This is a genomic window from Aureimonas ureilytica, assembly GCF_001475935.1.
In the GTDB taxonomy this organism is placed as follows: Bacteria; Pseudomonadota; Alphaproteobacteria; order Rhizobiales; family Rhizobiaceae; genus Aureimonas; species Aureimonas ureilytica_A.
The window spans coordinates 14763-35040 of the sequence record NZ_LDQA01000009.1 but is presented as its reverse complement, the minus strand read 5'-3'; the positions used below and the strand labels follow the sequence as shown (position 1 = coordinate 35040).

17 protein-coding genes are annotated in these 20278 nt (G+C 64.1%); 9 read left to right on the top strand and 8 right to left on the bottom strand.

Annotated elements, in window-relative coordinates:
• The first annotated feature begins 209 nt into the window (after positions 1–209).
• Positions 210–1469 (top strand): DUF2254 domain-containing protein, encoded by a 1260-nt coding sequence (locus tag NS365_RS03200; RefSeq protein ID WP_082684384.1) that lies wholly within the window; start codon positions 210–212, stop codon positions 1467–1469.
• Between the two features lie 6 nt (positions 1470–1475).
• Here the strand turns inward: NS365_RS03200 and NS365_RS03195 are convergent, their stop codons facing one another.
• The 6 genes from NS365_RS03195 to NS365_RS03170 all read right to left on the bottom strand — a co-directional run bounded on the left by NS365_RS03195 (position 1476) and on the right by NS365_RS03170 (position 7502).
• Positions 1476–2327, bottom strand: coding sequence for a formate/nitrite transporter family protein (locus tag NS365_RS03195; protein ID WP_244498343.1), 852 nt, complete (start codon positions 2325–2327; stop codon positions 1476–1478).
• 238 nt (positions 2328–2565) lie between these two features.
• A complete protein-coding gene (locus NS365_RS03190) occupies positions 2566–3426 on the bottom strand; it encodes an amidohydrolase family protein (RefSeq protein ID WP_058598837.1) in 861 nt (286 codons plus the stop codon).
• Between the two features lie 108 nt (positions 3427–3534).
• Positions 3535–3861 (bottom strand): cytochrome o ubiquinol oxidase subunit IV, encoded by a 327-nt coding sequence (gene cyoD / locus NS365_RS03185; protein ID WP_058598836.1) that lies wholly within the window; start codon positions 3859–3861, stop codon positions 3535–3537.
• Positions 3858–4481 carry a cytochrome c oxidase subunit 3 gene (locus NS365_RS03180; protein WP_058598835.1) on the bottom strand — a complete coding sequence of 208 codons (624 nt, stop codon included), beginning with the start codon at positions 4479–4481 and terminating at the stop codon, positions 3858–3860. The genes cyoD and NS365_RS03180 overlap by 4 nt, the downstream gene beginning before the upstream one ends.
• Positions 4478–6550 (bottom strand): cbb3-type cytochrome c oxidase subunit I, encoded by a 2073-nt coding sequence (locus tag NS365_RS03175; RefSeq protein ID WP_082684383.1) that lies wholly within the window; start codon positions 6548–6550, stop codon positions 4478–4480. The genes NS365_RS03180 and NS365_RS03175 overlap by 4 nt, the downstream gene beginning before the upstream one ends.
• Positions 6531–7502 (bottom strand): hypothetical protein, encoded by a 972-nt coding sequence (locus tag NS365_RS03170; RefSeq protein WP_082684399.1) that lies wholly within the window; start codon positions 7500–7502, stop codon positions 6531–6533. The genes NS365_RS03175 and NS365_RS03170 overlap by 20 nt, the downstream gene beginning before the upstream one ends.
• Positions 7503–8368: 866 nt before the next feature.
• Between NS365_RS03170 and NS365_RS03165 the strand changes: the two genes are divergently transcribed.
• The 8 genes from NS365_RS03165 to NS365_RS03130 all read left to right on the top strand — a co-directional run bounded on the left by NS365_RS03165 (position 8369) and on the right by NS365_RS03130 (position 17137).
• The gene (locus tag NS365_RS03165) at positions 8369–9010 is read left to right on the top strand and encodes a curli assembly protein CsgF (RefSeq protein ID WP_206612115.1); all 642 of its coding nucleotides are present in this window, start codon (positions 8369–8371) and stop codon (positions 9008–9010) included.
• A 35-nt stretch (positions 9011–9045) separates the two neighbouring features.
• Positions 9046–10230: a CsgG/HfaB family protein gene (locus NS365_RS03160; RefSeq protein ID WP_058598834.1), complete on the top strand. Its 1185-nt coding sequence runs from the start codon at positions 9046–9048 to the stop codon at positions 10228–10230.
• Between the two features lie 949 nt (positions 10231–11179).
• On the top strand, positions 11180–12814 hold the full coding sequence (locus NS365_RS03155; RefSeq protein WP_058598833.1) for a hypothetical protein: 1635 nt from the start codon (positions 11180–11182) through the stop codon (positions 12812–12814).
• Between the two features lie 63 nt (positions 12815–12877).
• A complete protein-coding gene (locus tag NS365_RS03150; protein ID WP_193753373.1) occupies positions 12878–14566 on the top strand; it encodes a hypothetical protein in 1689 nt (562 codons plus the stop codon).
• 78 nt (positions 14567–14644) lie between these two features.
• Entirely contained in the window at positions 14645–15133 is a 489-nt protein-coding gene (locus tag NS365_RS03145; protein ID WP_058598831.1) for a hypothetical protein, read from the top strand.
• A 39-nt stretch (positions 15134–15172) separates the two neighbouring features.
• Positions 15173–15913, top strand: a complete 741-nt coding sequence (locus NS365_RS03140) for a hypothetical protein (protein WP_058598830.1) — start codon at positions 15173–15175, stop codon at positions 15911–15913.
• A gap of 51 nt (positions 15914–15964) precedes the next feature.
• Positions 15965–16291, top strand: a complete 327-nt coding sequence (gene csgH / locus NS365_RS03135; protein ID WP_153003634.1) for a curli-like amyloid fiber formation chaperone CsgH — start codon at positions 15965–15967, stop codon at positions 16289–16291.
• A gap of 102 nt (positions 16292–16393) precedes the next feature.
• Positions 16394–17137, top strand: coding sequence for an SH3 domain-containing protein (locus tag NS365_RS03130; RefSeq protein ID WP_058598828.1), 744 nt, complete (start codon positions 16394–16396; stop codon positions 17135–17137).
• A gap of 274 nt (positions 17138–17411) precedes the next feature.
• On the opposite strand, the gene NS365_RS03125 is transcribed toward NS365_RS03130, so the two are convergent.
• A complete protein-coding gene (locus NS365_RS03125; protein ID WP_058598827.1) occupies positions 17412–18503 on the bottom strand; it encodes an ABC transporter ATP-binding protein in 1092 nt (363 codons plus the stop codon).
• A 2-nt stretch (positions 18504–18505) separates the two neighbouring features.
• Positions 18506–20275 carry a GH32 C-terminal domain-containing protein gene (locus NS365_RS03120; RefSeq protein WP_058598826.1) on the bottom strand — a complete coding sequence of 590 codons (1770 nt, stop codon included), beginning with the start codon at positions 20273–20275 and terminating at the stop codon, positions 18506–18508.
• Positions 20276–20278 lie beyond the last annotated feature (3 nt).

Below are 20278 nucleotides of genomic sequence, written 5' to 3'. Positions count from 1 at the left end.
GGCCCTGCGCTGCATAGGGTTGTGCTCCGCTCATCGACTTAAGACCAAATCCCTTGACAGCCCTGCGACCCAAGGTTCTGTCCTCTGCTCTGATTCAGGTGCTCCCTAGACGGACTGAACCGCCTCGCTCTTCCCTCGCTATCTCTCGCCTCCCTTTGCTTTGCCCCGCCTTGATCCAATTGGGACGGGACGAGCGAAGGGGGAATGCGATGCGACGTTGGTCCTGGGTTCTGCAACGTTTGCGCCGCCAAATCTGGTTTCGGGCGGCCGTGATCAGTGCCGCGGGCATCGTGACGGCGGCGGTGTCGGGTCTCGTCGGACGCTATTTTCCCTATCAGTTTCCCGCCGATGTCGGGCAGGACGCGGTCGGGACGATCCTCGAAATCCTGGCCTCCAGCATGTTGGCGGTCACCACCTTCTCACTCACCGCCATGGTCACGGCCTATGGCTCGGCGACCCAGCTCGCGACGCCTCGCGCCACGCAGCTGCTGCGCGAGGACCCGACCTCGCAGAACGCGCTCTCGACGTTTCTCGGCGCCTTCGTCTTCTCCGTCGTCGGCATTATCGGGCTTCAGGCCGGCATCTACGGCAGCCAGGGGCGCTTCGTCCTGTTTGCCGGCACGTTGATGCTGATTCTCGTCGTGGTGCTGACGCTGCTGCGCTGGATTTCGCATATCACCACGTTCGGGCGCATGTCCGACGTGATCGACCGGCTGGAGGATGCCGCCGCCAGTGCGATGGAGCGCTTTGCGCAAGCGCCGCATCTGGGCGGGCGGCCTGCCGTCCCGGTGCCGCCGGAAGCGCGGGCGCTCTATCATAAGCGCACGGGCTATGTGCACCATCTGGATGTCCCGACGCTCGGGCAGATATCGACCGAGCGCGGCCTCGTTCTTCATGTCGCGGCTTTGCCGGGCACGCTCGTCCATCCCGGACGGCCGGTGCTCCATGTGGAGGGCGAGCTGGACGAGGCCGATATGGCCGCCTTGCTCGACGCCTTCACGATCGACCGGCACCGCACCTTCGATCATGACCCGCGCCTCGGGCTCATCGCCCTGTCGGAAGTGGCGAGCCGGGCGCTGGCCCCAGCCACCAACGATCCGGGAACGGCGATCGAGGTGTCGAACGCGCTGCTGCGCGTCTTGCTTCATCTACCCGCCGAGGAGCCGGACGCGGAGGCGCTGCGCGATGCGCCGAGCGTTCATGTCGCGCGGCCGGTGATGGAGGATTTCCTACGCGATGCCTTCGACCCGATCCTGCGCGAAGGTGTGGTCGAGGTCGAGGTGTCGCTGCGCCTGACCAAGACCTTCAAGGCGCTCGCCGACGCGCTGCCCCATGCGCGCGAGCCGGTCCGCGCCATGGCGCGGCGCTTGAGCGAGCGCGTCGAAGCGCGGCAGGACGATCGCGACGCGCTCCTGCGCTTTCATCAGGTGCACGAGGCGCTCTGGGACACGGGGGCGGAGCGCGCCTGAGGGCGACTACGCCCCCGTTTCGATCTCGGCGCGCACCTGCCCATGGGCCACCACGGCGAACAGGCCGGTGCCGCCGATCAGATTGCCGAGAAGCGCCGGCAGGATGAGCTGGATCAGGGCACCCGTAAGGTCGGTTTCGCCGACAAGAAACAGGAGCCAGGCTTCGACGGAGCCGGCGACGACATGGCTGAAGCCGCCGAGCGCGATGACATAGGTGATCAGCGCGATCACCCAGAACTCGCTGCCCTTCGCGTTGGGCAGAATCCAGGCGACCGAAGCGATCAGGAAGCCGGCGGGCATGGCGAAGAGCACGGTCTCTCCCGGCCCATGCGTGAGAAGGGTGCGGGATATGTCCAACGCCGCGCCGAGCGTTTCGGGTCCGATGATGACGCGGTGCGCGATCAGCGCGGCGACGAGCAGCGTGCCGGCCATATTGGCGGTGAAGACGGCCGTCCAAAGGCGCAGGAGCCGCGCCAGATTACGCACGCTCGGGCGCGTGGCGACGGGCAACACGGCCGTTACCGTGCTTTCGGTGAACAGCTGGAGCTTGCCGAGGATGACGATGACGAAGCCGACCGTGTAGCCCAGCAAGACGATGAGCTCGCGCCAGGGCGCGTCGGGCAGGCGTTGGTGCAGGAAGGCCTCCGTCAGCACCGAGGCGCTGATCGCGACGCCAGCCGCGAAGCCCGACAGGAGAAGCGAGCGGAGCGGGCGGTCCAGTTCTTCCTCGCCCCGCAGGCGCACGACCTCGTGCACCACCTTGGCGGAGCCCGAGCCTAGCGCCTTCACGGATGTCTTCTCGGTTTCGGACAGGGTGCCGGAGGGCTGCGTCGGCGCGCTGGAGGCGGGGTCTGACAAAGGGGGATCGCTTTCGGATGGGCCGGTTTCAACCCGGCCGGCTCCTGCGACGGCTCGCCCTTCCGAGAAGGGACGTCAGCCAAGCAGGCTCGCATCAACGCCCCTGCCGGGCCATACGATCCATGTTTGTCGCCCCAAGCGGGCCGCGAGTCCTTGGCTGGCTCGCGGCCGGAGCGTTTCGGCCAAGCTTTAAGGTCCGCCCCAAACGCTCCTGGCTCTTGTCTTTCGCTGGACAGACTCAGGCGTTCGCGAGCGCGTAGGTCTTGAGCGCGTTCTCGCGGTAGAAGCGGCGGAGGTCCGTGTCGGAGACGCCGGCGAGGAACCCGTCCAGCATCTCCACCCAAGCCTGATAGCTGGACGCGAGATTGACCACCGGCCAGTCGCTGCCGAACATCACGCGCTCGAAGCCGAAGCATTCGATCGTGTGATCGACATAGGGGCGGATTTCGTCCGGCCGCCAGTTGGCATGATCGGCCTCGGTCACGACGCCGCTGATCTTGACGGTGATATTGGGAAGCTCGGCCAAGGCGCGCATCTCACTCGCCCAAGGCTCGCGCCCGCCCGCCGCGATCGGCGGCTTGGCGATATGGTCGAGCACGAACTGCATGTCGGGGCAACGGCGCACCAGCTCGGTCGCGCTGGCGAGCTGATGATGGTAGATGCAGATGTCGAAGGCGAAGCCCGCCTTGCCGACCTCGCGCACGCCCTCCACGAAAGCCGGCGTCAGGCAATAGGCGGGGTCGGCATGGCCCTGGATCAACCGGCGCACGGCCTTGACCCGGCCGATCGCGGCAAGACGCTCCAGATCCTCGGCCACCGCCGCGCCCCGCTCCACCGGCGCGGAGGCGATGATGCCGCGAATGCGGTTGTCCTCGTTGGCCAGCTCATCGACGAAGCGCGCCTCGTCCAACTCCTGGCCGGGTGCTGCGTCCACTTCCGCAAAGACGATTCCCTCGACCGCGATGGCGCCGCGCGCCCGGTCGAACTCGGGCATGAGAAACGCACCCTGAATGGCCGGCACGGAGGCCAGCCAAGGATAGTCGAGCCGCGCCGGATCGTAGAGATGGACATGCGTGTCGATGATCGGAACGTTCGGCATCGGGGGACCTCCCAGTCTGGATGTACCCTTTGAGACCGCCGCGCGCCCCGGCGCAAGCCCCCGCACATGAGATGTGGGGGCCTGAGAACCCGGCGCGCCTTGGCGCGCTTACATCATGCGGTGATGGAGATTGGTCAGCACCCAGATCGTCCCGCCCGCCATCAGGAGGATGATCAGCGTCGTGAAGAGGATCAGTTGCAGATCGTCCCGCGTCGAGCGGTTCCAGCCGATATGGAGGAAGAAACGGAAATGGACGACGACCTGCACCAGGGCGCAGACGCCGATGACGCGCACCACCGTGTCGAAGGAGGCCCAGCCCGTCGCCACAGACAAGAACGGGATCACGGTGAGCACCACGGCGGCGACGAAGCCGGTGATATAGGAGCGAAGCTCGCGCGCCTTCTCGGCCCGCGTCTCGTCTTGTGTCGCGCTCATGCGAGCCCCCCGAGGTAGACGACCGAGAAGATGCCGATCCAGACGATGTCGAGAAGGTGCCAGAACAGGGCCAGCCGGATGATGCGCAGCTTGACCTCGCTGCGCAGGCCGAAGACCTGAACCTGAATCATCATCACCACGATCCAGAGACAGCCCGCCGCCACATGCAGGCCGTGCGTTCCCAGAAGCGCGGTGAGGGCGGACAGCCAGCCGCTGCGCGAGGGAACGGCGCCTTGCGCGGCCCATTGCGCGAAGTCCTTGAGTTCCAACCCCAGAAAGACCAACCCGAGCAGCAGTGTCACGCCCAGCCAGAGCATCAGGCGCTGGCGGGACTCGCCATATTTCATGGCGATCGAGGCCATGCCGAAGGTGAGGCTGGAAAGCAGCAGAACGCCGGTTTCCACCGCCGCGCCACCGATCTCGAAAATATCGTGCGGGCCGGGGCCGCCATCCGTCCCGCCGAGCATGGTGGCATAGGTCGCAAACAGAAGAGCGAACAGGACGAGATCGCTCATCAGGAAGACCCAGAAGCCGAACACGGTTTCTTCCGCGTCGATGTGGGTCTTGGGATCGGTCGCGCCGAGATTGATGCCGGGATGCCGGTTGAGGGAGGAACTCATACGCCGGCTGGCTCCGCGAGGCCCATATTGGTTGTTGCCGCTTCATCGTCGCGCGAGACCTGAGGCGTGCGATGGACGAGCGCCAGGAAGGCTTCGTCCTGCCGCCGGATCTCCTCGGCCGGGATGACGCGCATCGTATCAAGGTTAAAGGAGCGCGCGACGAGCGCGCCCAGCGCCACAAGGCCGCCCGCCACCACCAGCCACCACATCCACCAGATCAGGCCGAAACTGGCCGCAGCCAGCGCCAGCCCGAACACAACGCCGACGCCCGAATTCTTCGGCAGTTCGATCGGCGAATAGAAGCGGTGTGCAGGATAGGCCGTGCCGTCCTTCTTGGCGGCGTGGAAGGCGTCGCGCGCATCGACGATCGGCAGGACCGCGAAATTATATTCGGGCGCGGGGCAGGGGATGCCCCATTCCAGCGTGCGGCCGTTCCAGGGATCGCCCGCCGGCACGGCGAGTTCCGCGCGGCGACGAACAGAGACGACGAGCTGGATAAAGAGGCTCGCTAAGGCCGCCAGAAGAAACAGGGCGCCGATGCCGGCAACGATCGTGAAGGGCAGATAGGCCGGCTCGAAGAACTCCTGCGAGCGCCGGGGCATACCCATAAGCCCCAGCGGATAGAGTGGCAGGAAGGCGAGGCAGAAGCCCGTGACCCAACAGCCGCAGGAGACACGCCCCCACCATTCGTCCAGCTGGAAGCCGAAGGCCTTGGGGAACCAGTAGGTATAGGCCGCGATCATGCCGTAGAGCACGCCGGGGATGAGCATGTTGTGGAAATGCGCGACCAGGAAAACCGAGTTGTGCACCTGATAGTCGATCGCGGGGTTGGCGAGGAGAATGCCCGTCAGGCCGCCGATGGTGAAGAGAACCATGAAGGCGAGGGAGTAGAGCATGGGCACGGAAAACCGCACCCGGCCCCGGAACATGGTGAGAATCCAGTCGTAGATCTTTACGCCGGTCGGAATGCCGATCGTCATCGTGGCGATGCCGAATATGGCGTTGAGATCGGCGCTCTGGCCCATGGTGAAGAAGTGATGCACCCAGACCGTGAAGGACAGGACGGCGATGCACATGGTGGCGACGATCAGCGAGTCGTAGCCATAAAGAACCTTGGATGAGAAGTTGGAGATGACCTGCGAATACACGCCGAAGGCGGGCAGGATCAGGATATAGACTTCGGGATGACCGAACAGCCAGAACAGGTTGGCGAAGTTCATCATATTGCCTCCACCGTCATTGGTGAAGAAATGCATCCCGGCATAGCGGTCGAGCGCGAGCAGGCCGGTGGCGACCGTCAGCGGCGGCATGGCGAAGATCATCAGGATCGCCGTGCAGAGCGAGGTCCAGCAGAAGAGCGGCATCCGGAACAGCGTCATGCCGCCGCAGCGCTTCTTGTAGATCGTCACCGCGACATTGATGCCCGTCATGGTCGAGGCGATGGAGCCGAGCGTGATGGCGAAGATCCAGTAGTCCGGCCCGACGCCAGGGCTGTAGGTGATGTCCGTATAGGGCGGATAGCCGCTCCAGCCGCCGGTCGAGAACTTGCCGATCACCAACGAGATCATGATGAGGCCCGCGCCGCCCGCCGTCAGCCAGAAGGAGATCGAGTTCAGCAGCGGAAACGACACGTCGCGAGCACCGATCTGAAGCGGCAGCGCGAAATTGATGATGCCCGTGAGAAAGGGCATCGCCATGAAGAAGACCATGATCGAGCCATGGGTGGAGAAGAGCTGCGCGAAATGCTCGGGCGGGAGATAGCCGGGATTGTCCAGCGCGATGGCCTGCTGCGCGCGCATCATCGCGCCTTCGATCACGCCGCGCGAGAGCATGACCAGCGACAGGACGACATACATGATGCCGATCTTCTTGTGGTCGAGGCTGGTCAGCCATTCGCGCCAGAGCCAGCCCCAGCGCCCGGTCCAGGTCACGAGACCGGCCACCACGAGCGCGCCGATCACAACCAGGGAGGCGGCCGTCGTGGCGATGGCGCTGTAGAAGGGCAAGGCGTCATAGGACAGACGCCCGAATACGAAGCCCCACCATCCGTCATGGGCCGGCATGAGCATGTCCCTTGTCGTCGTTGTTTTCGTGGCGATGGGCGGCCTCGGGCCGATAGCGCGCGACGGTGCTAGAGAAGAGGTTCGGATCGAGGTCCGAGAAGAGGAGCCCCTTGGCCGGGTCGAAGGGGAAGCGCGAGCGCAGGTCCTTGAGTTCGCCCTTCTGCGAGACGATGGCGTAGGCGCCCTGATCCAGCGTACGGCCGGCTTCTCGCGCGCTTGTCACCCAGTGGTCGAAATCGGCCGGGGGCAGGGCGAGCGCGTCGAATTTCTGCGCCTGGAAGCCGAAGCCGTTGAACTGCGTGTTCTGCCCCAGAAGCACACCCGGCCGGTCGGCCAGAAGATTCAACTGCGTCACCATGCCGGCCATGGCGTAGATCTGGCTGCCGAGCGCGGGAATGGCGAAGGACTGCATCACCGTATCGCTCGTCAGGTGGAAGCGCACCGGCCGGCCTACCGGCAGCGCCATCACGCCAAGGCTCGCGATCTTCTGTTCGGGGTAGATGAAGAGCCATTTGTAATCGAGGCCGATCACCTGAACGTCCAGCGGCGGCTGGCTGGAAGAAATCGGAGCGTAAGGGTCGAGCGAGCGCGCCTTGCCGGCAATCAGCCCGGACAGCATCACCACGATCGCGATCGGAATGACCCAGACTGCGATCTCGAGCCCCCAGGAAAACTGCCAGTCCGCCTTGTAGGCCGAGCGCGTCGCCTTGCGCCGGTAGCGCCAGGCCACAAAAGGCACGAGGAACAGTGCCGGCAGAACCACCACCATCATCCAGAGCGTGACCTCAAAGAAGAGGTCGCGCTGCGTGGCGGCCACGGGTCCATAGGGGTCGAGAAAGCTGATGCCGGAGCCACAGCCCGACAGGAGCACCAAGGGCGCCAGAAGCGCCAACGCCCGGAGAGACCGCAATGGGTCGATGCGCTGAGGCGTGGGACGATACCGATCCTTCGCCGTCATGCTCGGGCGCGCCTGGGGCACATGCAGGGCAGGGAGGGTGACCACAGCCTTGGGGAACCTGCCGCCGGACAGCGCCGGAGCGCATCCATCGGCGATCGCCGCAATCTCGGCTGCCTGATGTCATGGACAATTTGAGGTAAAGTGGCGCGCGTCATCTTCTCTGCCCGACCCGATCCATAAGTGCGACCGACCCCGTGCCTAACTTGGCTGGGCATATGCGTTTTCAAGGTCGAGCAAAAATGATGGAACCCGATTGTAGCAGGATCGGTTTGATTGCCCTTTTAGGTCAAAACAACTTATATGATGAATAAATGAATATATTTCCTCATATTTACATCATATATCTTGAGAAGGTATCGCGAAAACTTGGTGAGCGGCGGTGGTGCGACATGATCGCTCCGCCCTTTGATGAGGCGGGGCGTGGATACCGGCTTTGAGAGTTCCCATAGTTTGCTGAGTTAGTATCCATAGCAATCGAATAGTGCCTGAATGGTATGGAGCCCTTCCTTGGCTCGCGTGCCCAACGGTCTTGTCGGGCCCAGGTAAGGCCTGGCTGCCAGTGTCTGTCACTCGAACGCAGGGACCGAGCCCCGGCTCATCGCAGGGCCATGAGGGGCGGTGCGCGCAACCGAACCCCATGACGACGCAAGTCTCTTCTGCGATCCCGGTGCGGCGATCATCGAGAGTCTAGGCCGAAAACGGGTGAAACCCGAAAGCATCGGCGGTGAAATGGTGCGCGGATAGGTTTGTGAAAGCTTGACTTTAGAACACCGAAAAGAGAAGCCAAGGGAACCGTGGCCTCAAAGTCGCACCGGGCATGTTTCCGCAAGGTTTCTGTTGCATGATCTTGCGACGGTCACACTGGGATGTCTAATCTCGCGGCGTTTCCGGAAGGGAAAGCTATGCCCCACCTGTATTTAAAATCTTTCGTTTTGCTTTCCGTAACCTGCCTCTGTCTTGGGCCGGCTTTGGCGGGAGATTTGGTTTACACGCCGATCAATCCTTCCTTCGGCGGCAATCCGTTGAATTCTTCGCATCTCTTATCAATTGCTGGCGCGCAGAAGAACGCGACGGCGAGCGATTACAAGAAACCGGTCGATACCTCGAGCACGACCGGGTCCGGGTTGTCCAATTCAAGAGACTCGGATGCCGATCTCTTCGTGCGCCAACTTCAGGGGCGCCTCCTTTCGGCCCTCGCCAGCCAGGTGACGGACGCGATCTTCGGCCAGAATCCGCAGGACAATGGCACGGTTCAGTTCGGCGATACGAAGGTGACCTTCGAGCGCACTTTGACGTCCATTCGTCTTCGCATCGAGAATTCGACGGACGGCACCGTTACGGACATCGTGGTTCCGCAGCTCGTGACGTCCTCTCCCACGACGACGGCTTCGACGGGGATATCGTCAACCGGCACGTCATCGACGGGAACAGGCACGGGCACGTCGTCGCGGTCCAGTGTCTCATCGCTCTTGAACCAATCGGCTCTCACGCCGCTCGGCATCAATTAAGCCACGCGTTCAGTCGGCTTTGTAGGAATCTTCTGATGGCCATGCGTTTCCGCTTGGCGCTCGCTTCGCGTGCGTTTCTTCTGGGTGCGTCTGCGGTTACGCTGTCGGGCTGCGTCACAAACGAGTCCAAGCTGGACCCCGCGCCCATCGTGGCTCCGGTGACCAAGCAAGGCGACCTCCTGCGCAGCCTGCCGCCGCCGCGCGAGAAGACCGTGGTCGCCGTATACGACATGGAAGACCTGACAGGCCAGTTCAAGGAGCGCGACAACGTTCAGTCGCTCTCGCGGGCGGTCACGCAAGGCGGCGCGGCGATTCTCATCAAGGCCATGCAGGATGCCGGCGAGCGCCGCTGGTTCACCGTCTTGGAGCGCAAGGCGCTGGAAAACCTCCTGCGCGAGCGCCAGATCGTCACCGAGATGCGCCGCATCTACAAGAACGAGACGGCGGTAGACCCTTCGGCCCTGCCGCCTCTGCTTCATGCCGGCATCATCATCGAAGGCGGCATTATCGGTTACGACACCAACATCACGACAGGCGGCGCCGGCGCGCGTCTCTTGGGGATCGGCGGCGACGCCAAATATATCAACGATGTCGTGACCGTGACCCTGCGCGCGGTGTCCACCAAGACCGGCGAAGTCCTGGCCAGCGTGACCAGCCGCAAGGCGGTCGTGTCCTATTCCTTGACAGGCGGCACCTTCCGCTACGTAAAGCTGGACAGCCTTCTGGAAGCCGAAGCAGGCGTGACCTATAACGAGCCCAAGCAGATCGCCGTCCAATCCGCCATCGAGCAGGCGGTTCTGTCGCTGATCGTGGAAGGGTCGGAACTCAAGATCTGGTCCTTCGCGAACCCGCAGGCCGGCGCTGAGGCGGTCGCGGCTTACCGCGCGTCCAAATATGGCGACTATCTCGACCCGACGGCCCCGCCACCGCCCCGTCCCGCAACCGAGAACGCCGCGAAGATAACCCCGACCGTGCCCTCCAAGCCCCCGCAGGTCACCGTCCGCACCCTGTCGCCCGGCGCGGTCACCAGCACGACGCGGCCCGTGTCGCGCGCTGCGCCCCAGCCCGCAGGGCAGACCGGCATCCGGCAGGTTCCAGGCGTCGGCCCCGTTCCGACCGATCAGAACCAGCCGCCACAACTCCCGCCGGCTCCCACACCGAACGAACCCTCGCTGGGCTCGATCCCGTCGACGGACACGAAGAGCGTCGCCAGCCTCTGAGTTCGTCCAGCCGAAGCGCGCGGTCTCGCCGCGCCTCGCCCGTCAGTGCCTCATCGGCCCGTTCTTCCGCCGCGTCGAAATCCACAAGGGGTTTCGGCGCGGTTTTGCTTTGGCCGGTCGGTGCGGTCGTGAACGGCGCGGGTGGACGACCGGCCGCATGGGGGCCTCGCTCCCTGAAGAGCTCATACGTGCTTGCCTGATCCACGTCATGGAAGGCGCGAGGGTTCGGCCAGCGCCGAGCCCTCGGGGCGATTCAGCGTATCTCCGTTCACCGGCAAGCTGACGCCGGCGTTCCTGCGCTCCCCCCATCGAACACACGCCTCGATTGGGTGATTCGGCGCGGGGGCGACAGGCGCGCCGACAATTTGCCGGAATCGACCGCCACCTCGTTTTGAAGAAAATTCGAAGGAATCCGGTTCCTGAAAAGCCCGCTGTGCTGGGGTTTCCAGTCGCGGGAAGCTTTGTCGCGCCATCTCGATTCAGGTTGCATTTTAATGATCAGGATGACGCAAGGTCATGGCTTTAGGGCCACTGTTAACGTTATGATTTCGTTGCCGCGCTGCGTGATCCCTTATGCATTGACGTAAGCGGCTATGTTATCGTAAATGAATTGTTAAGACGACCCGCTAAGTTCAGGATGCTCCCCCAGGTTGCGGATTGGACGATCGCGCGACGGTCCCGTTCCCGGTTTTCGCCGGATCGGTGCCGCCGAAGCCAGACGAGTGGTTGTCACAGGGAGGGTTAGTCGCAGAGGAGCAACTTGTCTGGATGCGCGCATCGAACGCGCCACGGACAAGCTTGGCCGAAGCGTCCACCCATCACGAATTTGCAACGTCCGATTGTGGGCGATTGCCATGCAGGCTGGCGCGATCGTTCGATCCGCCGGAGGGAAGCTTAGATCTTGCGTGAAGCCCGTGCGGCCCGCGAGACGCATACCAAAGGGTGACACATGACCGTTTTCAAGACGACGCTTCTCGCGGCCACGGCGCTGACGTTCCTGACCGGCGCGGCGCTGGCCGGCGACAACAATCGGACTTTCGTGTTCCAGGGCGATGCGGTCGGCAGCGGCGCGACCGTCCGGAACAATGGCGCGTTCATCACCCAGCAGGGCGGCGACAACCAGGCTGGTAGCGAAGCCAATTACATGCTGCAGAATGGTCGCGACAGCAACATCTCGATCGACCAGTCGGGCGATGAGAACCTCGTCGGCGTGTCGGGCCGGGGTGTGGAGCAGTATGGCGCCCTCAACGCACTCGGCGTCATCCAATCGTCCAACTCGAACGAAGTCGGTCAGGTCATCCAGGAAGGCACGTTGGGCGGCAACGAAACCCGCAACCGGCTGAACATCATCCAGCAGGGTTCGGGCGAGAACAAGGTTCTCGACGTTCTGCAGCGCAAGAGCGAATACGGCAACGAGAACCGTTCGAGCGTGACTCAGAACGGCAGCAAGAATATCGTTTGGCAGATCGAGCAGAAGGGTGCAGGCAACACCTCGACCCTCGACCAGTCCGGCACCGGAAATTATATCTACGAAATTCAGGTCGGCAAGAACAATACCGATATCGTAACCCAGACCGGTACCGATAATACCGCCGACATCAAGGCGGTCGGCAACGCGAACGAAACGACGGTTGTTCAGTACGGCCAGGGCGGCGACGCTTACGTTACTTCTGGAGACACGGGTCTTGCCAGCAACAACAACGTCGTTCGCATCGATCAGGGCGTCAACGGAACGGGCGACAAGGCTTATATCGGCTTGTACGGCAGCGACCGGAACAACGTGGATCTTCGCCAGGATGGCGCCAACGATACCCAGGTTCAGCTGTCGGGTGGGCGTGAGAACCAGCTGTATATCGACCAGAACTTCGGTGGTTCGGCTCTGACCAGCACCGCGACGGTCGAGGGCAAGAACAGCTCCTACAACACGCTGGAGGCAAGGCAGCTGAAGAACAGCAAGCTGACGCTGACGCTCAATAACGCCAACTCCAACGGTGTCTATTCCTACCAGAACGGTCAGAGCATCGCCGTCGTGAATCTCGACGGCAGCTCATACAACAAGGTCGGTCTTACCCAGGTTGGCGACCATACCGCAACGATCAACGCCACGGACGGCGCGGATCGCAACACTGTGGCCGCCCTCCAGTTTGGCGGCTCGGGCAACGCTTCGACCATCACCATCAAGGGTGGCGACTCGAACCTTCTCGCTACGATTCAGAACGGCACCGGCAACCGCGTCGACGCAATGCTGACGGGAAGCTACAACAACTCCGATGCCAACTCCGCAAGCTTCAGCGGTACGCAGGCCGAGTTCGCGGCGAACTCTCTCGGCCTGAGCCCCATCAGGGGCATCGTCTACCAGGAAGGCAGCGGGAATCAGGTCGATCTGAACGTCAAGGGCAGCTACAACGCCTTCCAGACCGTTCAGTCCGGCAAAGGCAACCAGATCGACGGTTCGATCGGCGGCAACCGCAACACGGCTTTCGTCGCTCAGGTGAGCGGCGGCAACGTGGCGACCTTCGTGCAGAACGGCAACGGCAACAGCCTCGGCGTTGTCCAGGGTACGGTTGCTCGTCCCGCCCTGTAAGATACCAGGCCGACCGGCCGCGAGCGATCGCGGCCGGTTTTTTCCCGTTTGAGGGGCATGCGCATGAGCCGTCATCTGGTCTTGTTGGGAAGCGTCGGCCTTGTGGCAACGCTCGTCTCCACCCATCCGTCTCTGGCGCAGAGCGCCGCGAGCGAAACGGGCACGGCATCCAACGAGGTCTTTCTCGGCCAGACGGGCGATACCAACACCGTCACCATCACTCAGACCGGCAGCGGCCATTTGGTCGGCGGAAACAGCGACACCTTGCAGCTCAACCAGTTGGGCGATCGTAATACGGTCACCATTCTTCAGGTTGGCGCCGATAGCGGCATCGGCCGCAGGAACATGATCGGCCAGCCTGGCGGGCTCACGGGTCTCGTGGGCACGGCGACCGGCCTGTTCCAACGCGGCGACAACAATGGGCTCGACATCATTCAACGCTCCCGACGCGATGCGGAGGGAAGCCAGATCGGCGCGATCGAACAGAACGCGCCATCGCGCAGCGGTCTGATGCCCGCTGACGGCAGCGCCAACCGGGCGACCATCCGCCAGACCGGCGGCGAGTATCTTCCCCTCAGCAGCGACCGGGGGGAATCGACGGGTGTTGCGCGGCATGTGATCCGTGAAATTTCCCAGACCTATAGGCCGACGGCCATCAATGTCGCGCCCAATACCATCGACGTGTCACAGACCGGCGAGCGGCAGGAGGTCGGCCAGTTGCGCCAAGCCGGCACCGGCAACAGCCTGACGCTGACGCAGGAGGGACTCGCCAACAGTCTTCGCATCAGCAAGCAGATCGGCGAGAACAACCTCTCCAGCATCCGGCTGACCGGGCAGAGCAACACGCTCGGCAATGCGGAGCAGGACGGCGTGTCCAACCGCGTGAGCCTGCGTGTGGACGGCTCGGGAAACTTCATCGACCAGACGGTTCAGGCGGGCCTCGGCGGCGTGGGGGCGGGGCGCGGCAACGTGATCACCGCATCGATCGTCGGCGACGACAATGGCGGCGAGGGCACGGGCGGCTACCGCGCGCTCAGCGCGCAAGAAACGGTGGCGGGCGCTTTTGCATCGTCGCTCGAACAATATGGCGACGGGAACGCCCTGTCGCTGACCATCGGCGCCGAAGGGATCGGCCGCGCCGACGGCAACTATTTCTCCTCCGCGCAGCGCGGCTCCGACAATGCCGCCTATGGGCTGATGACCGGAGACGGAAACGAGTTCGCCCTGTCGCAGGATGGCGATGGAAACCAGCTCGACATCACGCAGGCCAGCAGCGTGATCCGCTCGACCGGAGACAGCACCCGCGCTGGCAACACGGCGCATCTTCAGCAGATCGGCGACAACAATCTCGCCGATCTCAAGCAGTCCGGGGCGGGCAATCGCCTGGATATGGAGATTGGCGGCGACCGCAACCTTCTGGCGACCTCACAGACCGGCTCCGGCCATCGCATCGATCTGCGCATCGAGGGTTCGGACAATCTGCGGCCCGAGTCGCGCGCGGGGCGCTTGCCCACCAGGGGCGATGCGCTGGTGAGGTCGATCGTGCAGGAGGGCATCGGCCATGTCGCATCCCTCGACATCACGGGCGATGAGAATGTCGCGCTGATGCGCCAGACCGGCACTCGGAACATCGTGTCCGGCACGGTCAAAGGCACGGCCAACACGGCGAATACGAGCCAGACGGGCGCCAATCAAGTTACAATTTTTAGACAATTCGGTGATCTGAATTACCTGACCGTTCGGCAACAATAACAGACAAGTTTAAATAAACAGAAACTGGAAATATCCGGCGGCCAAGCTGCAACTCAACACATCCAAGTGGAGAGTTCCATGCGCCTTCTTGCAGCGACCGTCGTTTCTCTTCTGCTCGCGTCGCCCGCTCTGGCTGGCTCCGGCAACGTCCTGACGATCGCAGCCGATCCGAGCGCCGCCAACCGGATCGATGCCTTGCTGACGGGCGATGACAACCGCCTCACTCTGTCCCAGACCCGGATCTCTTCGGAGGGCGAGGCCAACACGATCAACGTGCGCGTCAACGGCCATCGCAACGGCACGGGGCGCGGCCAAGCAACGCTGATCGCCGATCTGCCATGGGGAACGCTGACCCAAAGCGGAAACTCCAACGTGATGGATGTTTCCATCACCGGATCAGACAATTTGCTGGCGGCCGTCCAGCGTGGCTCCAGCAACGTGATGAAAACGTCCATTTCGGGTGATGCCAACTGGGCGGCAATCAGTCAAACAGGACAAAACAATCTGGCGTCCTTTTCTCAGACCGGGAATGGGAATATGATCGCGATCACGCAAAGATCTTGGTAAGAACCACGTCGCCGCGACATGTCGCTAAGGGAGATAAGTATGCCTTCTCTGATCTGCAGGACGCTGGCGATCGCTTCTCTCGCGGCGATCCTCCCCGCAGCGCAGACGATGGCCGACTCGAACATCCTGTCGATCCTGCAGGAGGGCGGCCGCAATACGCTGACGGTGGATCAGTCGCAAGCATCGGATAGTAAGGTCGGCGGCCTTTCGATCAGCAATACTTTGGACAGCCTGTCCTTGACGGGGCAGCTCGATGCAGGGGCGCTGGGAACGTCGAACGGGACCCTGATCACGTCCGGCTCCCGGCAGATGGATGTGCTGCGCGCATCCTCAAAGGCCGAGCTGCCGGCTGTGCAGGACGGCTCGAACAACAGCGCCACTGTGACCCTTTCCGGCTCGAATGGTTTCGTTGGGCTGCTCCAGCAATCTCCCTTGAACGGGACCGGCAACCGGGCGACGGTCAACGTATCAGGCAATGGTCAGGCGCTGGTCGGCCAGCTCGGCGGCAACAACGAGGCCAAGGCCATTCTGGGCGCGGGCGCGAGCCAAGCGGCGATCCTGCAGAAGGGCAACGGGAATTTCGCCGATCTCTCCGTCACCGGCAGCAATGCCAGCGGACAGATCAACCAGATCGGCAATGGGTTGAACAACAGCCTCGCCGTCACCGGCGCGAACACGAGCGCGGCGTTGATTGCCAATGGGGTCAGCAACGGCACCTCGACGCCCGTCACCGTGCAGTCGAACGGCGCCAGCGTCACCATCACGCAGAGCAAGATGTGAGGGGCGTCCATGCGTTTGTCGGCTGCGTCCTGTCTGGTCGGCTGTCTTCTGATGGCTAGCCCTCTTCATGCGCAGGATGCGCCTGTCGCGATTGCCTCGATCGCGGTCGAGGGCGGCGCGGGCATGGTGCGTCTCACCGGCCATGCGCTGGGCGTCACCGCCGGGCATGTCGATGCGCGCATGACGATCGAAAAAGGCGGAGCGTCGGGCCGGACCTCCACCACGCAGGGCGGCGCGCTGGATCTCGCCGCCGGGCAGGATGCCACGGTCGCCTCGGTCGGCTTGTCGATCGGCGCGGGCGATCATCTGACGGTCGATCTGGTGCTGATGGATGGCGAGCGCGAGGTCTCGCGCAGCCGGCTCAGCGTCGGTTCCTGACCCCGCCGCGCCATTCGCGCACGCTCTCTTCGACCATTTGCCGGCAAGGCTCCCTGATGGCGGGCAGCCTCTCGGACCCAAAGCGCTTTTCAAAGGACCACGATGCGCAAGACATCAGCCGCGACGATCCTTGTAGGGGCCATGATGCTGGCCGGTCCGGCCTGGGCCCAGAGCGAGTCGGACTTCGTTCGCGCGTTTGCGGGCGAATGGCAGACGCTCGATCCAGCGCTGTCCAAGGACGGGGCCTGCCGGGTGACGCTCGAGGCCGCTTCCAACGCGGCGGGGCATCAGGTGCAGGCGAGCCATTGCACCGGCGCGCTGTCGGATCTCGCCAACTGGAAGATCGTCGATAGTCAACTGGGCCTGATCGGCGCGGACGGGGCCGTTCTGGCGCGCCTCGGCGGCAACCAGATCCGCGTGAGCGGCTCCTTGGCCAAAGGTGGCACGGTGGTGCTGGAGCGCCTCGCGCCGGGAACGGCGGCGACGGCGGCAGCCGTCGCGTCCAATCCCAATAGCTGCGTCTTCTACGGCTATACGGCCAGCTGCGCCCCGGCCGAAGCGCGCCAGACGCCGGTGCCGAGCGGCAGCGACGAGAAGGCGCGCGCCTCCGTTCTGGTGCAGCTCAACGCGCGCGCCGAAGCGCGCCCGGATGCGCCTGTCGTCGCGACGATTCCCGCCGGAACCTGCGTCGTGATCGATCAATGCACCACCGCGTCCGATGGAAACTGGTGCAAGGCCTCGGTTTCGAATTTCTCGGGCTGGATCCGGCAGCAGGCCATGCGCGGCAATCGCTGGCCCGTCCTGACCTACGCCCCCGGCTGCTCCGCGCCCCAAGCCCAGCGCTGAGCGTTTCTCGTCCGACACGATGACGAGCGCTCTCGATCCGGCACGCCCGTGCCGGACAGGGAGCGCTTCGTGCTGTTCTGGTGAACGGGCTACGGCCTGGAAACCGGAGCGAAAGCGCTGCGGCGGGACGGGCTCTGGCCGACCGCTCTGACTGCATGATCCGCCGGGAAAGCGTATCCGCTCGATCCGCTCAAGTTTCGCCGCCTTGCCTTCGCGCGAGAGGCGGGCCTGAAAGCCGATCCGGCTTTCAGGCGAGATGCGCCGGCTGGTGCCGTCAGTTGGGCTGATCCGAGCGCAGACGCGCGCCTTCGGGATGGAAGAAGCGCGCGTCGTCCAATTGGAAGCCGACCTCGAGGCGATCACCCGCGCGGGGCGCCGGCCCTTCGCGCTTCTCGACCACGACCGCCTCGCCGGTGGAGGTGCGGCCATAGACGAAGCTCGTGCCGCCGAGATTCTCCACGACATCCACGACGATCATCAAATGGGCCGCAGCCTCCGGCACGCGGTCGAAATGCTCCGGCCGAATGCCCAGCACGATCTCGCCGCCGCTCTGCGAACTTTGCGCGAGCCAGGCCGGCATGGGCAGGAAAGCCCCCCCGCATTCCAGAAGGGGACGGTCGGACCTGGTGAGGCGGCCCTTGAGGAAGTTCATCTTCGGGCTTCCGATGAAGCCGGCGACGAACAGGTTGGACGGGTTCTCGTAAAGCTCCAGCGGCGTGCCGACCTGTTCGATCTGCCCCGCGCGCAACACCACGATCTTGTCGGCGAGCGTCATCGCCTCGGTCTGGTCGTGCGTGACATAGATCATCGTGTTGCCGAGCGCCTGATGCAGCTTGGCGATCTCGACGCGCATCTGCACGCGAAGCTCGGCGTCGAGATTGGACAAGGGCTCGTCGAACAGGAAGACCTTGGGATCGCGCACGATGGCCCGGCCGATGGCCACGCGCTGGCGCTGGCCGCCCGAAAGCTGTGAGGGCTTGCGGTCCATCAGCGCGTCGAGCTGGAGGATGCGGGCGGCCTCGTTCACGCGCGCGGCGATCTCCGCCTTGTTGCGGCCCGCCATGCGCAGGCTGAAGCTCATATTCTCGCGCACGCTCATATGCGGGTAGAGCGCGTAGTTCTGGAACACCATGGCGACGCCTCGGTCGGCGGCATCCACATCGTTGACCACTTCGCCGTCGATCGACAACTCGCCCTTGGTGATCGACTCCAGTCCCGCGATCATGCGCAGAAGCGTCGATTTTCCGCAGCCGGACGGGCCGACGAAGACGCAGAACTCGCCGTGCTGGATATCGAGGTCGATGCCGTGGACCGTTTCCACGCCACTATAGGATTTGCGCACGTTGCGCAGTGCGACGTCGGCCATGATTATTCCTCCCCGGCGCGCTCTGCGCTCATCTGCGTCTCCAGGTGCGGCAGCGCCCGCGCCGGTCGCAGCGCGAACACGCGCGCGCTGGCAGCGGTCCCCGAAGCGAGGCGCACGGCCCTCACCGGCTCGTCGCTGTCGATGCGTTTGGTGCCGCACCAGCGCCCGTCATCGGCATAGATTTCGACCAGCCCGACATCCACGAAGACGCGCAGCCGCGACAGGTTCGAGACCGGCGTCGCATAGCGCGGCACGACGCGCGCGCCCGGCGGCTCGAACAGGAGTTCCAGGCTCGCGCCGTCGCTGATGAGGGCGAGGCGATGGGTCGGATGGTCCAGCTCCAGATGGAAGGGCGCACCGGGCTCGGCGAGTTCGATCAGGATCTCAGCAAGGCCCGCCGGCAGCGCGATTCCATCAGCGAGGGCAGCGGGGCTCTCGGTGAGGAGGGGGGCTCGCAGCTCGGCCACCGTCTCGACCGGAGGGGTGAGAAGCGCGCCGCCCTGCCAGACGAGGCGGCGCGGAAAGGCCATGGCGCTCGGGAAGTCCCGGTCCTTGAAGAAGTCGGTCCAGTTCGCGGCCCAGGCGAGGCCCATCGGCCCGTGCTCGCCATGGACGAAGCCCTGGAACGCATAGGCGTCGGCGATGAAATCGAGCTCCTGACGCGCGATCGGCTCGAAGCTGCGACCGTCGAAGCGGCCGGTGAGCGCGAAGGAGAGATTGCGCCGGCGCGTCGGCCCGTCGCGATAGCCGATCAGGCCGAAGATCAGAACGAAAAGCCCTTCGCCTTCGCCCGTCAGCGGCACCATGCAGGGGCACTCGACCGGCAGGCTGGGCGAGGAGGGCTCGGCATGGATCGCACCCACGAAGCGCCAATCGGCCATGCCTTCGGCGTGTTCGCTCTCGTAAAGAAGCACGAGGCCGCCCTTGGCGTCCGCGCCGCCGAGCAGCATTTTCCAGAGCCCGTCCGGCCCCCGGAAGACATAGGGATCGCGCAGGTCGCGGCCGAACGCCTCGATGGGCGGCGCGTCCGTGAGAAGGGGTTCGGCCGGGCTGGCGGTCAGAAGATCGCGCGAGGACGCGCCCATCTGCCATTCCATGCGCGGCGCGCGGTCGTCGTCGCGATCGGTGAAGAAGACGGAGACGCTCCCGTCCGCCTGCGGCTGGATGGAGCCAGAGAAGGCGCCGCCAACCTTCCTGTCGTCGGCCAGCATATGGGCGGGTGGGTCGAGGAAGATCGGCAGATGCACCCAGTCCACGAGATTGCGCGAGACCGCATGGCCCCAATGCATCGTGTTCCAGCGCTTTCCGTGCGGATAATGCTGGAAGAAGGCATGGGTGACGCCATCGCGCTCGAACAGGCCGTTCGGATCGTTCATCCAGCCGAAGGGCGGCTGGAGATGAAGCGGGAAGCGGCGGCCCTCGTTGTGGTTGCGCTCGGTCGTAAAGAGAAGGCGGATGCCCTCCTCCATGACGCTGGCGGGCGTATAGGCATAGGCGAGCGAGAGTTCGGTGGTCGCCGGGTCGAAGGAGAGGCGCGCCTCGCCGCTCTGTTCCAGCCGGCAGGTCTGACGCTGGAAGTCGTCGGTCGCCCCGCCCTCGATCTCGCGCCGGATATCCCCGAGTTCGACGAGAAGCCGGGAGCGCTGCGAGCCCTTGGCGGGGCGCAGCCAGAGGTCCAGAAAGTCGCCGGCGCGGAAAGTTGTGGTGAAATGCATCATGACGGACTCGCCGGCTGGAGCGGTTTGGAAGAGGGAGGCGGTGTGAAGGGTCATGAC